The sequence below is a fragment of the Tardiphaga sp. OK245 genome (assembly GCF_900108575.1).
GTDB classification, from domain to species: Bacteria; Pseudomonadota; Alphaproteobacteria; order Rhizobiales; family Xanthobacteraceae; genus Tardiphaga; species Tardiphaga robiniae.
Genome location: NZ_FNWZ01000002.1, coordinates 938,985 through 954,635, shown reverse-complemented (window position 1 = coordinate 954,635; position 15,651 = coordinate 938,985). Strand labels below are relative to the sequence as shown.

Annotated in this window: 15 protein-coding genes, 1 tRNA gene and 1 riboswitch; of the genes, 9 read left to right on the top strand and 7 right to left on the bottom strand. The window is 62.3% G+C overall.

The annotated features are described in order from the left end of the window. Positions 1-59: 59 nt before the first annotated feature. The 3 genes from BLW80_RS11230 (at position 60) to BLW80_RS11220 (ending at position 3,096) form a co-directional block, all read left to right on the top strand. Entirely contained in the window at positions 60-1,469 is a 1,410-nt protein-coding gene (locus tag BLW80_RS11230) for an adenylate/guanylate cyclase domain-containing protein (protein ID WP_089266543.1), read from the top strand. Between the two features lie 157 nt (positions 1,470-1,626). Continuing rightward, positions 1,627-2,106 carry a tellurite resistance TerB family protein gene (locus BLW80_RS11225; RefSeq protein WP_093757953.1) on the top strand — a complete coding sequence of 160 codons (480 nt, stop codon included), beginning with the start codon at positions 1,627-1,629 and terminating at the stop codon, positions 2,104-2,106. A 210-nt stretch (positions 2,107-2,316) separates the two neighbouring features. Then, entirely contained in the window at positions 2,317-3,096 is a 780-nt protein-coding gene (locus tag BLW80_RS11220; protein WP_089266539.1) for an SDR family NAD(P)-dependent oxidoreductase, read from the top strand. A gap of 111 nt (positions 3,097-3,207) precedes the next feature. Here the strand turns inward: BLW80_RS11220 and BLW80_RS11215 are convergent. Then, positions 3,208-3,283: transfer RNA gene (locus BLW80_RS11215), tRNA-Ala, on the bottom strand. 196 nt (positions 3,284-3,479) lie between these two features. Here BLW80_RS11215 and BLW80_RS11210 point away from each other — a divergent pair. From BLW80_RS11210 to folD, 3 genes are read left to right on the top strand one after another with little or no spacing between them, the layout of a single operon-like run. After that, a complete protein-coding gene (locus tag BLW80_RS11210) occupies positions 3,480-3,770 on the top strand; it encodes a YggT family protein (RefSeq protein ID WP_068737841.1) in 291 nt (96 codons plus the stop codon). Positions 3,771-3,785: 15 nt separating this feature from the next. Beyond that, positions 3,786-4,133, top strand: coding sequence for a DUF167 domain-containing protein (locus BLW80_RS11205; protein WP_093757952.1), 348 nt, complete (start codon positions 3,786-3,788; stop codon positions 4,131-4,133). Continuing rightward, complete coding sequence (folD, locus tag BLW80_RS11200) at positions 4,130-5,014, top strand: bifunctional methylenetetrahydrofolate dehydrogenase/methenyltetrahydrofolate cyclohydrolase FolD (RefSeq protein ID WP_093757951.1); 885 nt, start codon at positions 4,130-4,132, stop codon at positions 5,012-5,014. The genes BLW80_RS11205 and folD overlap by 4 nt, the downstream gene beginning before the upstream one ends. Positions 5,015-5,136: 122 nt before the next feature. On the opposite strand, the gene BLW80_RS11195 is transcribed toward folD, so the two are convergent. The 3 genes from BLW80_RS11195 to BLW80_RS11185 form a co-directional block, all read right to left on the bottom strand. Next, positions 5,137-6,618 (bottom strand): M20 family peptidase, encoded by a 1,482-nt coding sequence (locus BLW80_RS11195; protein ID WP_093757950.1) that lies wholly within the window; start codon positions 6,616-6,618, stop codon positions 5,137-5,139. A 31-nt stretch (positions 6,619-6,649) separates the two neighbouring features. Continuing rightward, entirely contained in the window at positions 6,650-7,204 is a 555-nt protein-coding gene (gene ppa / locus BLW80_RS11190; protein ID WP_093757949.1) for an inorganic diphosphatase, read from the bottom strand. Between the two features lie 103 nt (positions 7,205-7,307). Further along, positions 7,308-7,817 (bottom strand): GNAT family N-acetyltransferase, encoded by a 510-nt coding sequence (locus tag BLW80_RS11185; RefSeq protein WP_068737851.1) that lies wholly within the window; start codon positions 7,815-7,817, stop codon positions 7,308-7,310. A gap of 280 nt (positions 7,818-8,097) precedes the next feature. On the opposite strand from BLW80_RS11185, the gene BLW80_RS11180 reads away from it, so the two are divergent. Next, a complete protein-coding gene (locus tag BLW80_RS11180) occupies positions 8,098-8,982 on the top strand; it encodes an alpha/beta hydrolase family protein (protein ID WP_093757948.1) in 885 nt (294 codons plus the stop codon). Between the two features lie 34 nt (positions 8,983-9,016). Further along, a complete protein-coding gene (locus tag BLW80_RS11175) occupies positions 9,017-9,427 on the top strand; it encodes a thiol-disulfide oxidoreductase DCC family protein (RefSeq protein WP_244528098.1) in 411 nt (136 codons plus the stop codon). A gap of 8 nt (positions 9,428-9,435) precedes the next feature. Here BLW80_RS11175 and BLW80_RS11170 read toward each other — a convergent pair whose 3' ends face one another. Then, a complete protein-coding gene (locus BLW80_RS11170; RefSeq protein ID WP_093758223.1) occupies positions 9,436-10,689 on the bottom strand; it encodes a flavin monoamine oxidase family protein in 1,254 nt (417 codons plus the stop codon). Between the two features lie 93 nt (positions 10,690-10,782). On the opposite strand from BLW80_RS11170, the gene maiA reads away from it, so the two are divergent. After that, positions 10,783-11,448 (top strand): maleylacetoacetate isomerase, encoded by a 666-nt coding sequence (maiA, locus tag BLW80_RS11165; RefSeq protein WP_093757946.1) that lies wholly within the window; start codon positions 10,783-10,785, stop codon positions 11,446-11,448. A gap of 193 nt (positions 11,449-11,641) precedes the next feature. Here maiA and typA read toward each other — a convergent pair whose 3' ends face one another. Next, positions 11,642-13,465: a translational GTPase TypA gene (gene typA, locus BLW80_RS11160; protein WP_089266528.1), complete on the bottom strand. Its 1,824-nt coding sequence runs from the start codon at positions 13,463-13,465 to the stop codon at positions 11,642-11,644. Between the two features lie 232 nt (positions 13,466-13,697). After that, on the bottom strand, positions 13,698-15,251 hold the full coding sequence (locus tag BLW80_RS11155) for an alkaline phosphatase D family protein (protein WP_093757945.1): 1,554 nt from the start codon (positions 15,249-15,251) through the stop codon (positions 13,698-13,700). Between the two features lie 145 nt (positions 15,252-15,396). Next, positions 15,397-15,586, top strand: a riboswitch (cobalamin riboswitch). Positions 15,587-15,651 lie beyond the last annotated feature (65 nt).

Below are 15,651 nucleotides of genomic sequence, written 5' to 3'. Positions count from 1 at the left end.
GAAGCGCTGCGGCAAAGCCCTGTCTTGGACGTAGCGACTATTTGGCCTAAACTGATGCCATGAGTGATGTTCAGGCACTATTCGCGACATTGAACCAGGCGACCGATCCGGCCGTAGCCGATGCCATTGCACAACTGATCCGCGACGGCGCGGACCACGAACTCAATCGTATCAACGTGCTGGATTTTGCGGCACGCCGCGGCCTGAACGAAGAGCGCGTCATTTCCGGCTTCCTGCATGCCTCCCGCCTCGGCCTGTTCGACCTGACCTGGAATGTGTTGTGCCCGGGCTGCAGCGGCGTCCTCGACGCCCACAGCACGCTGAAATCGCTGCGCCATGACGACTACCATTGCGGGCTCTGCGCCTGCGGCTATGAAGCGTCGGTTGACGAGCAGGTCGAGGTGGCGTTCACGGTCGCACCGCGCGTCAGGCACATCGCTGCACACGACCCCAATACGCTGCCGCTCTGGGAATACTTCAAGCAGGTGTTCTGGAGCTCAGGCGTCGATCTCAATCAGGAATCGTTCGCGTCGCTCACCGATGAAGTGACACTGGACGCAATGGAATTGCCGGCGCATGAAAAAGCGGTGATGTCGCTGCACCTGCCGTCGGAATTCGTCATCGTGTTCGAGCCGGTAACCCATGCCGCGCAGTTCATTGACGTGCAGGGCGAGCCGACCAAGGAACGACAGCATTTGTCGCTGATCTACAACCGGCAGCATACACCGACCGGCACCATAACGCTGCAACCCGGACCGTTGCGATTGTCCCTCGAGAACCAGACCGAGGTGCGCGTGCTGCCATCGGTATTTGTCGCGGCCGAGGGCCTCCATCACCTGATCGGCAAGCGCAAGCCGTTCCTCACGGCCAAGCGGATACTCACCAACCAGACCTTTCGCGATGTCTACAAGGCCGACAACCTTAATATCGATCAGCGACTGAAGATTACCTCGCTGACTTTCCTGTTCACCGACCTCAAGGGCTCGACCGCCTTGTACGAGCGCGTCGGCGATCTCGCAGCCTTCGATCTGGTACGTGCGCATTTCCACGCACTGCTGGAGATCATTGCATCGGAAGCCGGTGCCGTCGTGAAGACCATCGGGGATGCCGTCATGGCGACCTTTACGCGGCCCGAACAGGCGCTGGCCGCGGGTCTGCGCATGCGCGCCGCGATGGAGCGACTGAACGAGGAGCGCGGCACCAAAGACCTCGTGGTCAAGATCGGTATCCATGAGGGACCCTGCCTCGCTGTGATGCTGAACGAGCGGCAGGATTACTTTGGCCAGACCGTCAATATCGCTGCCAGGGTGCAGGGCCTGTCAACCTCGCAGGCGATCCACGTCACCAGCCCGGTGATATCGGCGCTGGCCGTGGAAGCCATTCTGAGGAAGGCCGAAATCACACCGATCCAGAAGCACGCAGCCTTGCGCGGCATCGCCGACAAGATCGTGGTCTATGAGATTCCATGACACGAGATCCCGTAAACTGCCGATCGTCTCAATTGTTACTTAACTGTCATCAGCGCTTCGGGAACCCGGCCGCATTGCATGCGTTCCATTTTCGCGCCACAAAGCACGAGCGCTTTCGCCGCATGGCGGGCCTCGCGATCATCTGGTTCAAAGAATAATGCTGGAAAAACTGCGCCAATTCATTGCCGACGTGGTGTCTCCCGATGCGCACGAAAATCAGGCATTCGACGATACCGGCTTCCGTCTTGCCGCCACGGCGCTGATGCTTCACGTCATCTCGCTGGACGGTGAGCCCTCAGCTATCGAGAGAGCCAAGTTGCACAGCCTGATCGAGTCGCGTTTCGAGCTCGATCCCGGCACGGCTGACAGGCTCATCTCGGCTGCCACCCTCGTCGAAGGCGAGGCCGTCGATCTCTATCACTTTACGAGCGTCATTATGCGCGTGGTCGACGAGCCCGGTCGTGTCCGTCTCGTCGAGATGATGTGGCAGCTGGTCTATGCTGACGGCCGCGTCAGTGAGTTCGAGGAAAATGTGGTCTGGCGCGCAGCCGACCTGCTCGCAGTTTCATCACGTGACCGGATGGAGCTCAAGCGACGCGTGGCGGGCGGTACAGCCACAACGGATACGACTGTCTGAGCAGGCGCAGCCTGACCGGAAAATGACAGCACTACGACGCATAACCAAAGTTTAATGCGCGGTCCCCGATAATTCATGCCACTGCTACGCATTCGGGAACTGAAGGCCTGCGGTATTCCGGTGGTCATTCCGACTTGCACATCACGGGTATCCCTATTACGCCTGTAGATGCATGCAAATCGTCCTCACGTATTTTAAGAGTACCTTATTGTGACTGAGCGCGTGACGTTAATAACCGGAGCCTCGGCCGGAATTGGCGCCGAGTTCGCGCGCATCTTCGCTGCGAACAAGCATCGCGTCGCTCTGGTGGCACGCCGTGCCGAGCGTCTGAATGCACTGGCAGCTGAAATCACTGCTGCCGGTGGTGCTGCGCCCATCATCATTCCCTGCGATCTCGAACAGCGCGACGCCTGCGCCCAGATCGCGGCTGCCCTCGCTGCTGCCGATGTCGAGGTGGAGTACGTCGTGAACAATGCCGGCTTCGGCATGTTCGGTCGCGCGATCGACATGGACCGCGATCGGCAACTCGGCATGCTTGAGGTCAATGTGCGCGCACTGACGGATCTGTCGCTGCGCTTTTCCGAGAGCCTGATCCGCAACAAGGGCGGCATTCTCAATCTCAGCTCGATCGCGGGTTTTTTGCCGGGTCCCGGAATGGCCGTGTACTACGCCAGCAAGGCCTATGTGCTGTCCTTCACCGAAGCACTGCGTCAGGAGCTCGGCTCCAAGGGTGTGCGCGTGACTGCATTGTGCCCCGGGCCGGTGCCGTCGGAATTCCAGGCGCGCGCCGGATTCACGCCGGGCCTCGATTCGGCGATCCTCAATGTCTCGGCGGCTGACGTCGCCCTGCTGGGCTATCAGGGCTTGATGGCCAACAAGCGCACAGTTTTCCCCGGCCTCGGCATCAAGATCGTGCCGCTGCTGCTGCGGCTTTTTCCGCGCGGCTTCATCGCGGGGGCGGTGGCAAGGTTGCAGTTGAGACGGGTATGAAGCCGGTCTGCCTACGCCCTACGGGCTTCGGCGAGACATCCTTCGTTTGCTTCGCTTTTTATGGTCGGGAGGGTGGCTTGCCGAGCCGGAGCTTGCGAAGCAAGCGAAGGATGGTGGAGCCAGGCGGGATCGAACCGCCGACCTCGTCATTGCGAACGACGCGCTCTCCCAGCTGAGCTATGGCCCCGATACGAACCGGGTCGCCCATGCGATCCGGTCAGCAATCGGCGCCATTTACAATCCCCGTTAACGGCAAGTCAAGAACGTCGCAAAAGCGCGGTTTTCCAGCACTTTTCGCCCGGAACTTCCCTTGTTTGAGGGGGGCTGAACCGATATTTAGCGGACAGTCGAATCCGCGACCTAACCCGCGAGCCATCCCCGCCATGCGCGCCGTTCTCGATATCGTGCTGATCATTCTCGATCTCTATGTCTGGCTGCTGATCGCCTCGGCGATCCTGTCCTGGCTGATCGCCTTCAACGTCGTCAACACCCGCAACCAGTTCGTCTCCGCGATCGCCGAATTCCTGTTCCGGATCACCGAGCCCGTGCTGGCGCCGATCCGCAGGATGCTGCCGAGCCTCGGCGGTCTCGATATCTCGCCGATCATCCTGATCCTGATCATCATGTTCCTGCAGCGGGTGATCACCTACTACATCTATCCCAGCGTCTTCTGATCGGCCGCCGGGTTCGTGGCAGATCCCTGGCGCTACGCGACTGACGGTGTCAGCCTCGCCGTTCGCGTGACGCCGCGGGGTGGCCGGGACGATATCGACGGGATCGAGACCATGGCCAATGGCCGTTCGGTAGTGAAGGTGCGGGTTCGCGCCATCGCCGAGGGCGGCGAGGCGAACCGTGCCGTGACCGAACTGCTTGCCAAGCAGCTCGGCGTGCCCAAGCGCGATGTGCGCGTGCTGTCCGGCACCACGTCGCGCGTGAAACAGATCGCGGTCGACGGCGACCCGACGCAACTGGGCGCGATGCTGCGCAAGATCACTGCAGCAACGCCCGACGACACTGACGACAGGACCGACACATGACCGCCAGCATCATCGATGGAAAGATCATTGCCGCCGAATTGCGCGGCCGCGTCGCTGCCGAAGTGGCGCGCGTGAAGAGCGAACATGGCGTGACGCCCGGCCTCGCCGTGGTGCTGGTCGGCAGCGATCCTGCCAGCGAGGTCTATGTGCGCAGCAAGCACAAGCAGACCCAGGAAGCCGGCATGGCCTCCTTCGAACACAAGCTGCCCGCTGACGTCGCACAGGCCGATCTGATCGCGCTGGTGCAGAAGCTGAATGCCGATCCGACCGTGCACGGCATCCTCGTGCAACTGCCGCTGCCCAAGGGTCTCGATACCGACGCCGTCGTCAATGCCATCGATCCCGCCAAGGACGTCGATGGCCTCCACCCGACCAATGCCGGCCGTCTCGCCAGTGGCATGCCCGCGCTCTCGCCCTGCACGCCGCTCGGCTGCATCATCCTGACCAAGAACGTGCACAAATCTCTGGAAGGCATGAATGCCATCGTGATCGGCCGCTCCAATCTGGTCGGCCGTCCCTTGGTGCAACTGCTGCTCAATGAAAACGCCACCGTGACCATCGCGCATTCGAAGTCGCGCGACCTCGCCAAGCTCTGCGCGCAGGCCGATCTGGTCTATGCGGCAGTGGGCCGCCCTGAAATGGTGCGCGGCGACTGGATCAAGCCCGGCGCGACCGTGATCGATGTGGGCATCAATCGGCTGCCCGGTGCTGAAGGCAAGACGCGCCTCGTCGGCGACGTGGCCTATCAGGAAGCGCTGAAGACCGCCGGCGCGATCACGCCGGTCCCCGGCGGCGTCGGCCAGATGACCGTGGCATGTCTGCTGGTGAATACGTTGCGCGCGGCCTGTGCGATTCACAAGCTCGTAGCGCCGGCGGTTTAAAGCGCTCGCTCCGGCCCATCCACGTCATCGCGAGGAGCCTTGCGACGAAGCAATCCAGTTCTTGGCTTTCTGGATTGTTTCGCTGTGCTCGCAATGACGGCTGAGGGGTCGACGCAGAACTCTTACTTCGCCGTATTCTCGATCAACCGTCGATAGAACCGGATCATGTCGGCGTAATTCGCGACGCTCAGCCGTTCGTTGGTGCCGTGAAAACGCTTGAGGTCTTCCGACGTCGCGCGCACCGGCGAGAAGCGGAAGATGTTGTCGGTGACGTCCGTGTAGTGCCGGGAGTCCGTCGCCGCCACCATCAGACCAGGCGCCACCAGCGCATCGGGGAAGATCTCGCGAATGGTCTGATTGAGCGCGCGATAAGACGAGCTCGCGGTGCCGGTCACCGGGGGCGGATCGGTATTGCCGGGGAATGGCGCAATCGAAATCCTGTCGTTGCTGACCGCGCTGCGCACATGTTCGGTGACGCTAGCCTGGGTGTCGCCAGGCAACAGCCGGAAATTCACCGTCGCCTCGGCATTGCCCGGCAGCACATTGTCCTGCTCGCCGGCCTTGAAGATCGTCAGCGCCGTGGTCGTGCGCACCGTTGCCTCGGTCGGACCGCTCTTCTCGAATTCGCGCAGCAACAGCGGCTTGAACAGCCACAGATTGGACAGTACCACGCGGTTGAAGCCGCTCATTTCCGGCGCGATGGTGTCGAACATCTCGCCGACGGTGCCACGGATCTGCATCGGCAGGCGCTTGTTTTCGAGCTGCGTCAGCGCCGCGCTCATCATGCCGATGGCAGTCTCGCGCGGCGGCATCGACGAGTGACCGGGCGTGCCATGCGCGGTCAGCACCAGCGTCGCATAGCCTTTCTCGGCGACGCCGATCAGCGCCATCGGCTTGTCGAGCCCCTTGAGAATGCCCTCGGTGATCAAAAGGCCTTCATCGAGCACGAAGTCGAGCTTGACGCCACGCGACGTCAGCAGCGCCGCGATCGCCCTTGCGCCGCGGGTGCCGGAGACTTCCTCGTCATGGCCGAAGGCGAAATAGATGGTGCGCTTGGGGCGGAAACCCTGCTTCGCCATCACCTCGGCGGCCTCGAGGATTGAATACAGATTACCCTTGTCGTCCCAGGAGCCACGGCCCCAGATGAAGCCATCGGCGACGACGCCCTTGAACGGCGGTTGCTGCCAGTCTTTCTCGGTGCCCGGTGCGACGGGCACGACATCCTGATGCGCCAGCAGCGCAATCGGCTTCAAGGCAGGATCGCTGCCTTCCCATGTGTAGAGCAGACTGTAGTTGCCGACGAGTTCGCGCTTCGCCACGGCATGGAAGGCCGGAAAGCTCGCCACCAGATGCGCCTGCATCGCGCGCAGCGGTTCGGCGGCCTGATCGGGATTGAGGAAATTGGAGATGGTCGGGAAGCGTATTGCTTCCGCAAGTCGCTCTGCCGCCGCCTGCTCATTGACCGGCGCTTTCGCCGCCGCGGTCACCTGAAGCTGCCGCGATCCTCCACTGAATGTCTTGACGAGCACGATGCCCGCGAGCAGCAAAACGGCCGCGATGACGATCAGCGCGGCCGTTCGGAGCAGTTGGATCCATCGGCGCATCGGAAGTCCCCTTCTGCTACGCCGGTCTCTGTTACTTGGTCTTGGCGGCCGACTTTTTTGCAGATTTGGCGCGCTCGATCCCTTCGAGGATCAAGCGCTGCGCATCGGCGGCGTCGCCCCAGCGCACCACCTTCACCCACTTGCCGGGCTCGAGATCCTTGTAGTGCTCGAAGAAGTGCTGGATCTGCTGCAGCGTGATTTCGGGCAGGTCGCTGTAGTTCTTCACCTTGTCGTAGCGCTGGGTCAGCTTCGAGGTCGGCACGGCGATGATCTTCTCATCGAGGCCGCCTTCGTCTTCCATCAACAGCACGCCGACGGGACGCACGCTCATCACGGCGCCCGGCACGATGGCGCGGGTGTTGGCGATCAGCACGTCGCAGGGATCGCCGTCGCCGGACAGAGTGTGGGGGATGAAGCCGTAATTGCCCGGGTAACGCATCGGGGTGTAGAGGAAGCGATCGACGAACAGGGCGCCGGATTCCTTGTCCATCTCATATTTGATGGGCTCGCCGCCCACCTGGACCTCGATGACGACGTTCACTTCATGCGGCGCCTTGGCGCCGAGCGGGATTGCGTCAAGACGCATCAAACACTCCAGATTTCATAGGACAGGTTGCGACAGGCGTAGCCGAGCGGGAGCCCGGATTCAACGCCTGCGAGACCAGAAAATCATGAACCGGCTTAATGGCTTAATTCGTCCAGGCGAATGCCACTTTATCGAGCGATTTTGCGCCGAAACGCTCCGAGGAGCGGGCCACCATGCGGCCACCCAGAGCGCGGTAGAACTCCGTGGCGCCCTCATTGTCCGACAGCGCCCAGATCACCATGCTCTTCAGCCCGCTCTGCACGAGGTCGCGCTTGGCGGAGGCGAACAGCCGGCGGCCGAAGCCGAGGCCCTGGAATTCCGGACGCAGGTAAAGTTCGTAGATCTCGCCTTCGAACTGCAGGCTGCGGGCGCGGTTGCGACCGTAATTGGCGTAGCCAGCGACCTTGTCACCGAAGCACAAAACGCTGACGCGGCTGCCCTTGCGGATCGCGGAATCCCACCAGCCGGGACCGCGGCGGTTGATCAGCTTTTCCAATTCGGGGCCCGGGATGAGACCTTGATAGGCCGCGCGCCAGGCTTCGTCATGGGTGGACGCCACCGCGGCTGCATCCGCAGCTTTGGCCGGCCGAACCTCGATCAGGGTTGTGCTCATGGAGGGGATCAAAGCAAGTCGGCGGGCGCTCTTCAAGGTCCATCGTTAATTATCGGTTAACGTGTGGATTTTCAGCATCAGTTTACCGAAAGAGTTGTATCGAAAAAGGACAGAGCTGCATCCAATGCGCGCCGAACGCCATGTTTTCCACTGCTGGCACGTATCGCGCGAGTCGTGTCGCAGTTGCACACGCGTATCGATGTGCACAACTGCACCGATGTGATTCGCGGCGTGTAGAGTTCGACAGGCATTGCGTCCGCACGAAAGTCCCTGAGCGCTCATGAAACACGTCCAAGCGCTTTGCCTGCTGGCTGCATTGCTCGGAAGCGCCGCTACTGCCGCAGCCCAGACATCAGGCGCGCAGGCCCCGGAAGAAGCGCCGCATCGCCGGCAGGTCTGGTCGGTAGCGTCGCCCGATCCAAATACCAGTTCCCGCGCGGTGCTATTCCGCCCACCCGGCAATGGCCCGTTCCCGCTCGCTGTCATTGCGCATGCCACCACGCAGAATGCGCTGCGCCGCGCGCAGATGCCGCAACCGGAATATCGCGCACTGGCCTCCTGGTTCGTTGGGCGTGGCTACGCCGTGCTGGTGCCCGAGCGCCCCGGCCATGGCTTAACCGGCGGGCGTTATCTCGAAGACCAGGGCGGCTGCGACAATGCCGACTATGTCGGCGCCGGCCGCGCCACGGCGGATAGTATCGCCGCAGCGATGACTGACATTCGCAAACAACCCTTCATTCGCAGCGACGGCACGATCGTCGTCGGCCATTCCGCGGGCGGCTGGGGCGCACTGGCCATGGCCGGCGCCAATCCGCAAGGCGTCAGAGCGATCATTGCCTTTGCCCCCGGACGCGGCGGCCATGCCAATGACCGGCCGAATGACGTCTGCGCGCCGCAGCGCCTGATCGCCGCTGCCACAACCTTCGGCAAGACAGCGCACGTGCCTGTGATCTGGCTCGTCGCGCGCAATGACAGCTATTTTTCGCCGGACTTGTCACGCCAGCTGGCGGATGCGTTTCGCAAGGGTGGCGCCAGGGTCGATGTCCACGAGCTGCCGGACTTCCGGAGCGAAGGCCACTGGCTTGCGGAAAGCGACGGCGGTGACGACATCTATGGTGCCGCGCTGGACAAGGCGCTGAAGGCAATTACGGCCAGGAAGCGATGACGCGAAAACCTGCGCAACCGGAATGGACACCGCAGTGACCGAGCCCTGGCCCGACGACGACGTCATCCTCTATGACGGCGTCTGTATCTTCTGCTCGCGCTGGATCCAGTTCGTCGCCAAACGCGACACTGATCATCGCTTCCACTTCACCCCGATCCAGTCCGACTATGGCAGCCGCCTCGCCCGCCATTTCGGCATCGATCCCGCCGATCCCGACACCAATGCGGTGATCCATGGCGGCGTGGCTTATGTCAGATCCGATGCGGCGCTGACGGTGCTGTCGACCCTGCCCGGCTGGCAATGGGTGCGCGTGCTGTTCGCGGTGCCGAAGGCGCTGCGCAATCCGGTCTACAGCCTGATCGCAACGAACCGCTATCGCATCTTCGGAAAGACCGAGGCGTGTATCGTGCCGGATGCGGCGATGAGGGCGAGGGTGATGGAGTAAGCGAGCTTCTACGCTTTGCTCTGGTTGCCTGTGGCCATCACTTCCCTCGCCGCCCGCTCCCCGCTCTCCCTTGCCCCATGCGCTGTCGAGAAGAAATTCGGCGACGTCGCTTCGCCGGCAAAGAACAGTCTGCCATCCACCGGTGCAGCCAGCGCTGCGCGCGCATCGGCATGGCCGGGCTTTGCCGCCGAATAGGCGCCTTGCGCGAAGCGATCATGTCCCCAGCGGGATTCCGCGAGCGGCGTGAGCTTGCTGCGGATGTCTGAGCCGAGCAGCGCCACGATCTCGTCGATGCTTTGCGCGGCGAGTGCACCCTGGCCGGCGTCTTCCAGGTCGCGTGCGAACCTGCCCCCGAAGAAGCCGGCGATGCAGGGGCGGCCGGACGGGCGCAGATGAAAGCTGCCGACACCGGTGCGCAGGGCGGCGCCGCGCAACCCGATATCGGACGGCCACTTCTCCGCGTCGGAGAGCGCCAGCATTACCTTGTTGTCGGCGCCGAGCGGCAGGCCCACGGCGGCCTCGACCTTGCTGGGCAACGGCGGCGTGAAGCGGATATTTTCATTGGCGATGAGATTGGTCGGCACGCAGACGATGACTTTCGCCGCGCTGAGCGTGCCGCGCGACGTCTCGATGCGGATGCGCGCACTGGAATGATCGATAACAGTGACTTCGGTGTTCAGCGCCACCGGACACGGCGCGCCATAGGCCGCAATCAGCGCGCCATAGCCATCGGGCAGGCGCCAGTTGATGTCAGTGTCCTCATAGGCATCCATGTCGTGCAGCGAGACGTGTTTGAGCTCGAAACCGTTGATATAGGTCGAGACCGCATCGATCATCGGATTCCATGGATTGCCGGGCTCGAGGCATGTCGCCGCCGGCGCATCGATCTCGTTTTCTGCGGCCTCCTCGGCGCGCTCATAGAACGCGTCGATCGCGGCGAAGAACTCATCGCGCTTCGCCTTTGAGAAGGCGACGTCATAAGCCTGATCGCGCCACGGCGGGCGCGACTTGTCGACGGCGAAGCCGAGCTCTTTCGCGATGTCGACGAAGTCATTCTTGTCGGCGGAGTGCAGCCATTCACAGCCCAGATCGAACGGAATGCCGGGGGCCGCCATGATCGTATGGGCACGGCCGCCGATCCGGTCGCGCGCTTCCAGCACGATCACGGAGAGCCCGGAACCTTCCAGCATACGCGCGGCGCCGAGGCCGGCAGCGCCGGCTCCGATGATGGCGACATCTACTTCGGAAGGCAGTCTGGTCATCGCGTCGGTATTCACAGCGGATGGGAAACGGGTGACAACGGGATAAAGGCTTGCTTGAATTATTCAAGCCACCGCTGCCCTCGGAGAAGATGCATGACAGCCCCACACGATTTCGAACTCTACGGCTTCTGGCGGACGTCCGCGACCTATCGCGTCCGCGTGGCGCTCAACCTGAAGGGATTGGAAGCGCACGAGCGCGTGATCGACCTCGACAAGGGCGAGCAGCGCGGCGACGCGTTCCTCAAGATCAATCCGCTCGGCGCGATTCCGGCCCTGATCGAGCCCGGCCACCTGCCGCTGACGCAGTCGCTGGCGATCCTGGAATTCCTCGACGAGATCCATCCGACCCCGCCGCTGCTGCCGAGCGATCCACACGGCCGCGCACGGGTGCGCTCGATCGCCGCGATGCTGGCCGCCGACACCCACCCGCTCATTACGCCGCGTGTGCGCAAATATCTCGCCATCACCGCCGGCTTCGACGATGCCGCAGTTCGCGCTTGGCTGGTGCACTGGTTCACCACGGGCCTCGCCGCCGTGGAAAAGCGCCTCGCCAGCGAGCCCGCCACCGGCCGCTTCTGTCATGGCGACGAGGTGACCATCGCCGACATCTGCCTGCTCAGCATCACCGCAACCATGAAGGTGCTGAAGATCGATATTGCAGGTATTCCAACCATCAATCGCATCATCGCCACCTGCGAGGCGATGGAGGCGTTTGCGAAGGCGGATCCGTTGAAGCAGGTGGGAGCGCCGGCAAATTGACTCTGCCCTCATCCTGAGGAGCCGCGCAGCGGCGTCTCGAAGGATGGCCACAAGCGTCGGCGCGACACCAACTCATGGTTCGAGACGGCGCTGCGCGCCTCCTCACCATGAGGGGCGGAGTGAAGGCATCGCACCAAACAAAAATGCCCGGCTTTCGCCGGGCATTTCGTAACCAGTCAAAGAATGCTCTCGCTTACGCGATCACTTCCTTGGTCTTTTCGGCGCGCTTGCGGTCGTTGGCATCGAGATGCTTCTTGCGCAGGCGGATTGACTTCGGGGTGATCTCGACCAGCTCGTCGCTCTCGATATAGGCCAGCGCCTTTTCGAGGGTCATGCGGATCGGCGGCGTCAAACGCACCGCTTCATCCTTCGAGGTAGTGCGGATGTTGGAGAGCTGCTTGCCCTTGAGAACGTTGAGTTCGAGATCGTTCTCACGGGTGTGCTCGCCGATGATCATGCCCTTGTAGACCTTCCAGCCCGGCTCGATCATCATCGGGCCGCGATCTTCCAGCTTGAACATGGCATAGGCCACCGCTTCACCCTGGTCGTTGGAGATCAGCACGCCATTACGGCGGCCGGCGATCTCGCCCTTATAGGGCAGGTAGTCGTGGAACAGGCGGTTCATGATCGCGGTACCCTTGGTATCGGTCATGAGTTCGCCCTGATAGCCGATCAGGCCGCGGGTCGGCGCGTAGAACACCAGACGCAGGCGGTTGCCGCCCGACGGACGCATCTCGATCATCTCGGCCTTGCGTTCGCTCATCTTCTGAACGACCACGCCGGAGAATTCCTCATCGACGTCGATGACGACTTCCTCGACCGGCTCCAGCGTGTTGCCGTTTTCGTCCTTGGTAAGAACCACGCGTGGACGCGACACCGACAGTTCGAAGCCTTCGCGGCGCATGTTCTCGATCAGGATCGCGAGCTGCAATTCGCCGCGGCCCGACACTTCCATCGCGTCACGATCGGCGGATTCGACGACCTTTAGCGCGACATTGCCTTCGGCTTCGCGCAACAGGCGGTCGCGGATCAGGCGGCTGGTGACCTTGTCGCCTTCGGTGCCGGCGAGCGGCGAGTTGTTGACGATGAAGGACATCGACACGGTCGGCGGATCGATCGGCTGCGCCTGGATCGGAATTTCAACCGACGGATCGCAGAAGGTATCGGCGACAGTGCCCTTCGGCAGGCCGGCGATGGCAACGATGTCGCCAGCTTCGGCGAGTTCCACCGGCTGGCGCTCGAGACCGCGGAAGGCCAGGATCTTGGTGATACGGCCGGTTTCGACGACCTTGCCGTCACGCGACAGCACCTTGACGGCCTGGTTCGGCTTCACCGAACCGGCCGAGATGCGACCGGTGATGATGCGACCGAGATAGGGGTTGGCTTCCAGGATGGTTCCGAGCATGCGGAACGCACCTTCTTCAACCACCGGCGGCGCGACATGCTTGATGACGAGATCGAACAGCGGCTTCATGCCGACATCATGCGACGCGTCCGGGCTGTCGGCCATCCAGCCGTTGCGGCCCGATCCGTACAGAATCGGGAAATCGAGCTGGTCGTCGGTGGCGTCGAGCGCTGCGAACAGGTCGAACACTTCGTTGACGACTTCGGTGATGCGGGCGTCCTGACGGTCGACCTTGTTGATCGCGACGATCGGCTTGAGGCCGAGCTTCAGCGCCTTGCCGACCACGAACTTGGTCTGCGGCATCGGGCCTTCAGCGGCGTCGACGAGCACGATCACGCCATCGACCATCGACAGGATGCGTTCGACTTCGCCGCCGAAGTCGGCGTGGCCCGGGGTGTCGACGATGTTGATCTGGACTTCATCCCACAGCACCGAGGTGCACTTGGCGAGAATGGTGATGCCGCGCTCTTTTTCGATGTCGTTCGAATCCATCGCGCGTTCCTGGACGCGCTGATTGTCGCGATACGTGCCCGACTGCTGCAGCAGCTTGTCCACGAGAGTGGTTTTGCCGTGGTCAACGTGGGCGATGATAGCAATGTTGCGAAGGTTCATAGGTCTTCTTCTGGTTACGGTCTGGGTGCCCTTGAGCGGGTTCAACAAGACATGCTCGACAACAAAAGGCTTATGCCTTGCGCTCGAGCGCGTTCGATAACTGCCTCGTCTGAAAACGCGCTGGGGCAATCCCTCCAAAAGCAAACCCGGCCAGAAGGGGCCGGGTACTCGGACGCGTTGCGGCGCAATATAGGGGGAAATCGCCGAAAAACAATGCGAATCTGCCAAATGGTTAGCCCAATTTCGGGTCCAGAACCGTGGCCCAAAGGGCCATATCGGCCCGATCCCGCAAGGTAACGGTCATTTGGCCGCTTTGGCCGTCGATTTTGACGTGACCGAAGAACTGCATGCCGGCCGACGGGGGCAAATTCTGCTTATCGGGCCCCGGCGCCTTCACGAAACGGACCTCGGGACCGAAGGTATTGTCGAGCGCCGCCGGGCCGAAGGTTCCGGCGTGGAACGGCCCGGAGACGAACTCCCAGAACGGCTCGAAATCCTGAAACTGCGCCTTTTCCGGATTGTAGTAATGCGCCGCCGTGTAATGCACGTCGGCGGTCAGCCAGACCGTGTTGCGGATAGCGGCCGATTTGATGAAGCGCAGGATGTCGGCGATTTCCAGCTCGCGGCCCCGCACTGGCCCGTCGCCCTGTGCGATGGCCTCAGACCCGGTTTTGTCGGCAGCGTTGTCATAGACGACGAGGCCGATCGGCATATCCGAGGCGATGACCTTCCAGGTCGCCTTCGAGGCCATCAATGCGTGCTTCAGCCAGGCCATCTGCTCCGGACCGATGAAATACGCATCGGGACCATAGCTCTCCTGCAGGTTCGGGCCGTTGGGCCCGCGATAGCTGCGCTCGTCCAGCATGAAGACATCGAGATGCGGGCCGTAATTGAGCGTGCGATAGACGCGGCCAGGCTCGTTCGGATTGACCGAGATCGGATACATCTCGTGAAAGGCACGCGCACCGCGCGCCGCCAGCAGCGTGATGTCGCGCTCCTTGTAGGATGCCGGTAACTGTTTCGATGAAGACCAGTTGTTGGTGACCTCGTGATCGTCCCACTGGCCGAAGATCGGCACCTGCGCATTGAAGGCGCGGACATTGTCGTCCAGCAGATTGTATTTGTGCGCGGCGCGGAATTCATCAAGCGTCTCGGCGACCTTCGCCTTCTCCGGCACCGTGATGGTGTTCTTCCAGATCGTGCCATCCGGCAATTTCGTTTCAGGCAGGATCGGGCCGTCGGCATAGATCGTGTCGCCGGAATGGATCAGGAAATCCGGATTGTGCTTGCGCATGGTGGCATAGGTGACCATGCCGCCATCCTCGGCATTGATGCCCCAGCCTTGGCCTGCGACATCGCCGCCCCAGACAAAGGACACATCGCGGCGATCCGCCGGCGCGGTGCGGAAGCGGCCGATCACGGGCTCGCCGACGATGTCGGTATGCGAGAGATCGCGGAATTTGACACGGTAGAAGATGTCCTGCCCGGCTGGCAGGTTATCGAGCAGCAACTTCGCCGTGAAATCGCTCTCGGGCAGCGCCGTGATAACCGGCAACATGCGCGCATTGCTGAAGGATTCGGTAGTGGCGACCTCCACCATCATCTGCGCCGGCCGATCCGCGCGCGACCAGATCATGCCGCTGCTCGTCCCGACATCGCCGGACTGCACGCCATGCGACACGAGCGGACGATCCGCCGCACGGCTGAGGTAAGGCATCGCCAGGAAGCTTGCGCCTGCTGCGGCTGAGTGCGCGAGGAAGCGACGACGGGAAATATGTAGCGCCATGGCGAACTCCTGATCCTGGCTCTGGCACCAGTGGCTCTAGGCAGATCGCTTGACGCTGCGATGACAAGTGATGCGCAATATCAACACCCGCCAAAGCAAGCTGCGAATGACTGGCAGCTTGATTGACACATTTGGAAATTTCACCTTAACGTGAACGCGACGGTTCCCTTCGGGGATCAAAAGGGAATGCGGTGAGGGGGATCCCCCGATTCCGCGGCTGCCCCCGCAACTGTAAGCGGCGAGCCTGCGCCAAGAGCCACTGGGTGTTCACCTGGGAAGGCGGCGACAGGCACTGACCCGCGAGCCAGGAGACCTGCCGCCAGTCGTGGTCACACGCGAGCACATTGGGCGGGGTGTCCTGGTGGAAGTCACACTGCCTGTTTGAAAGCGGCGGGGCGAC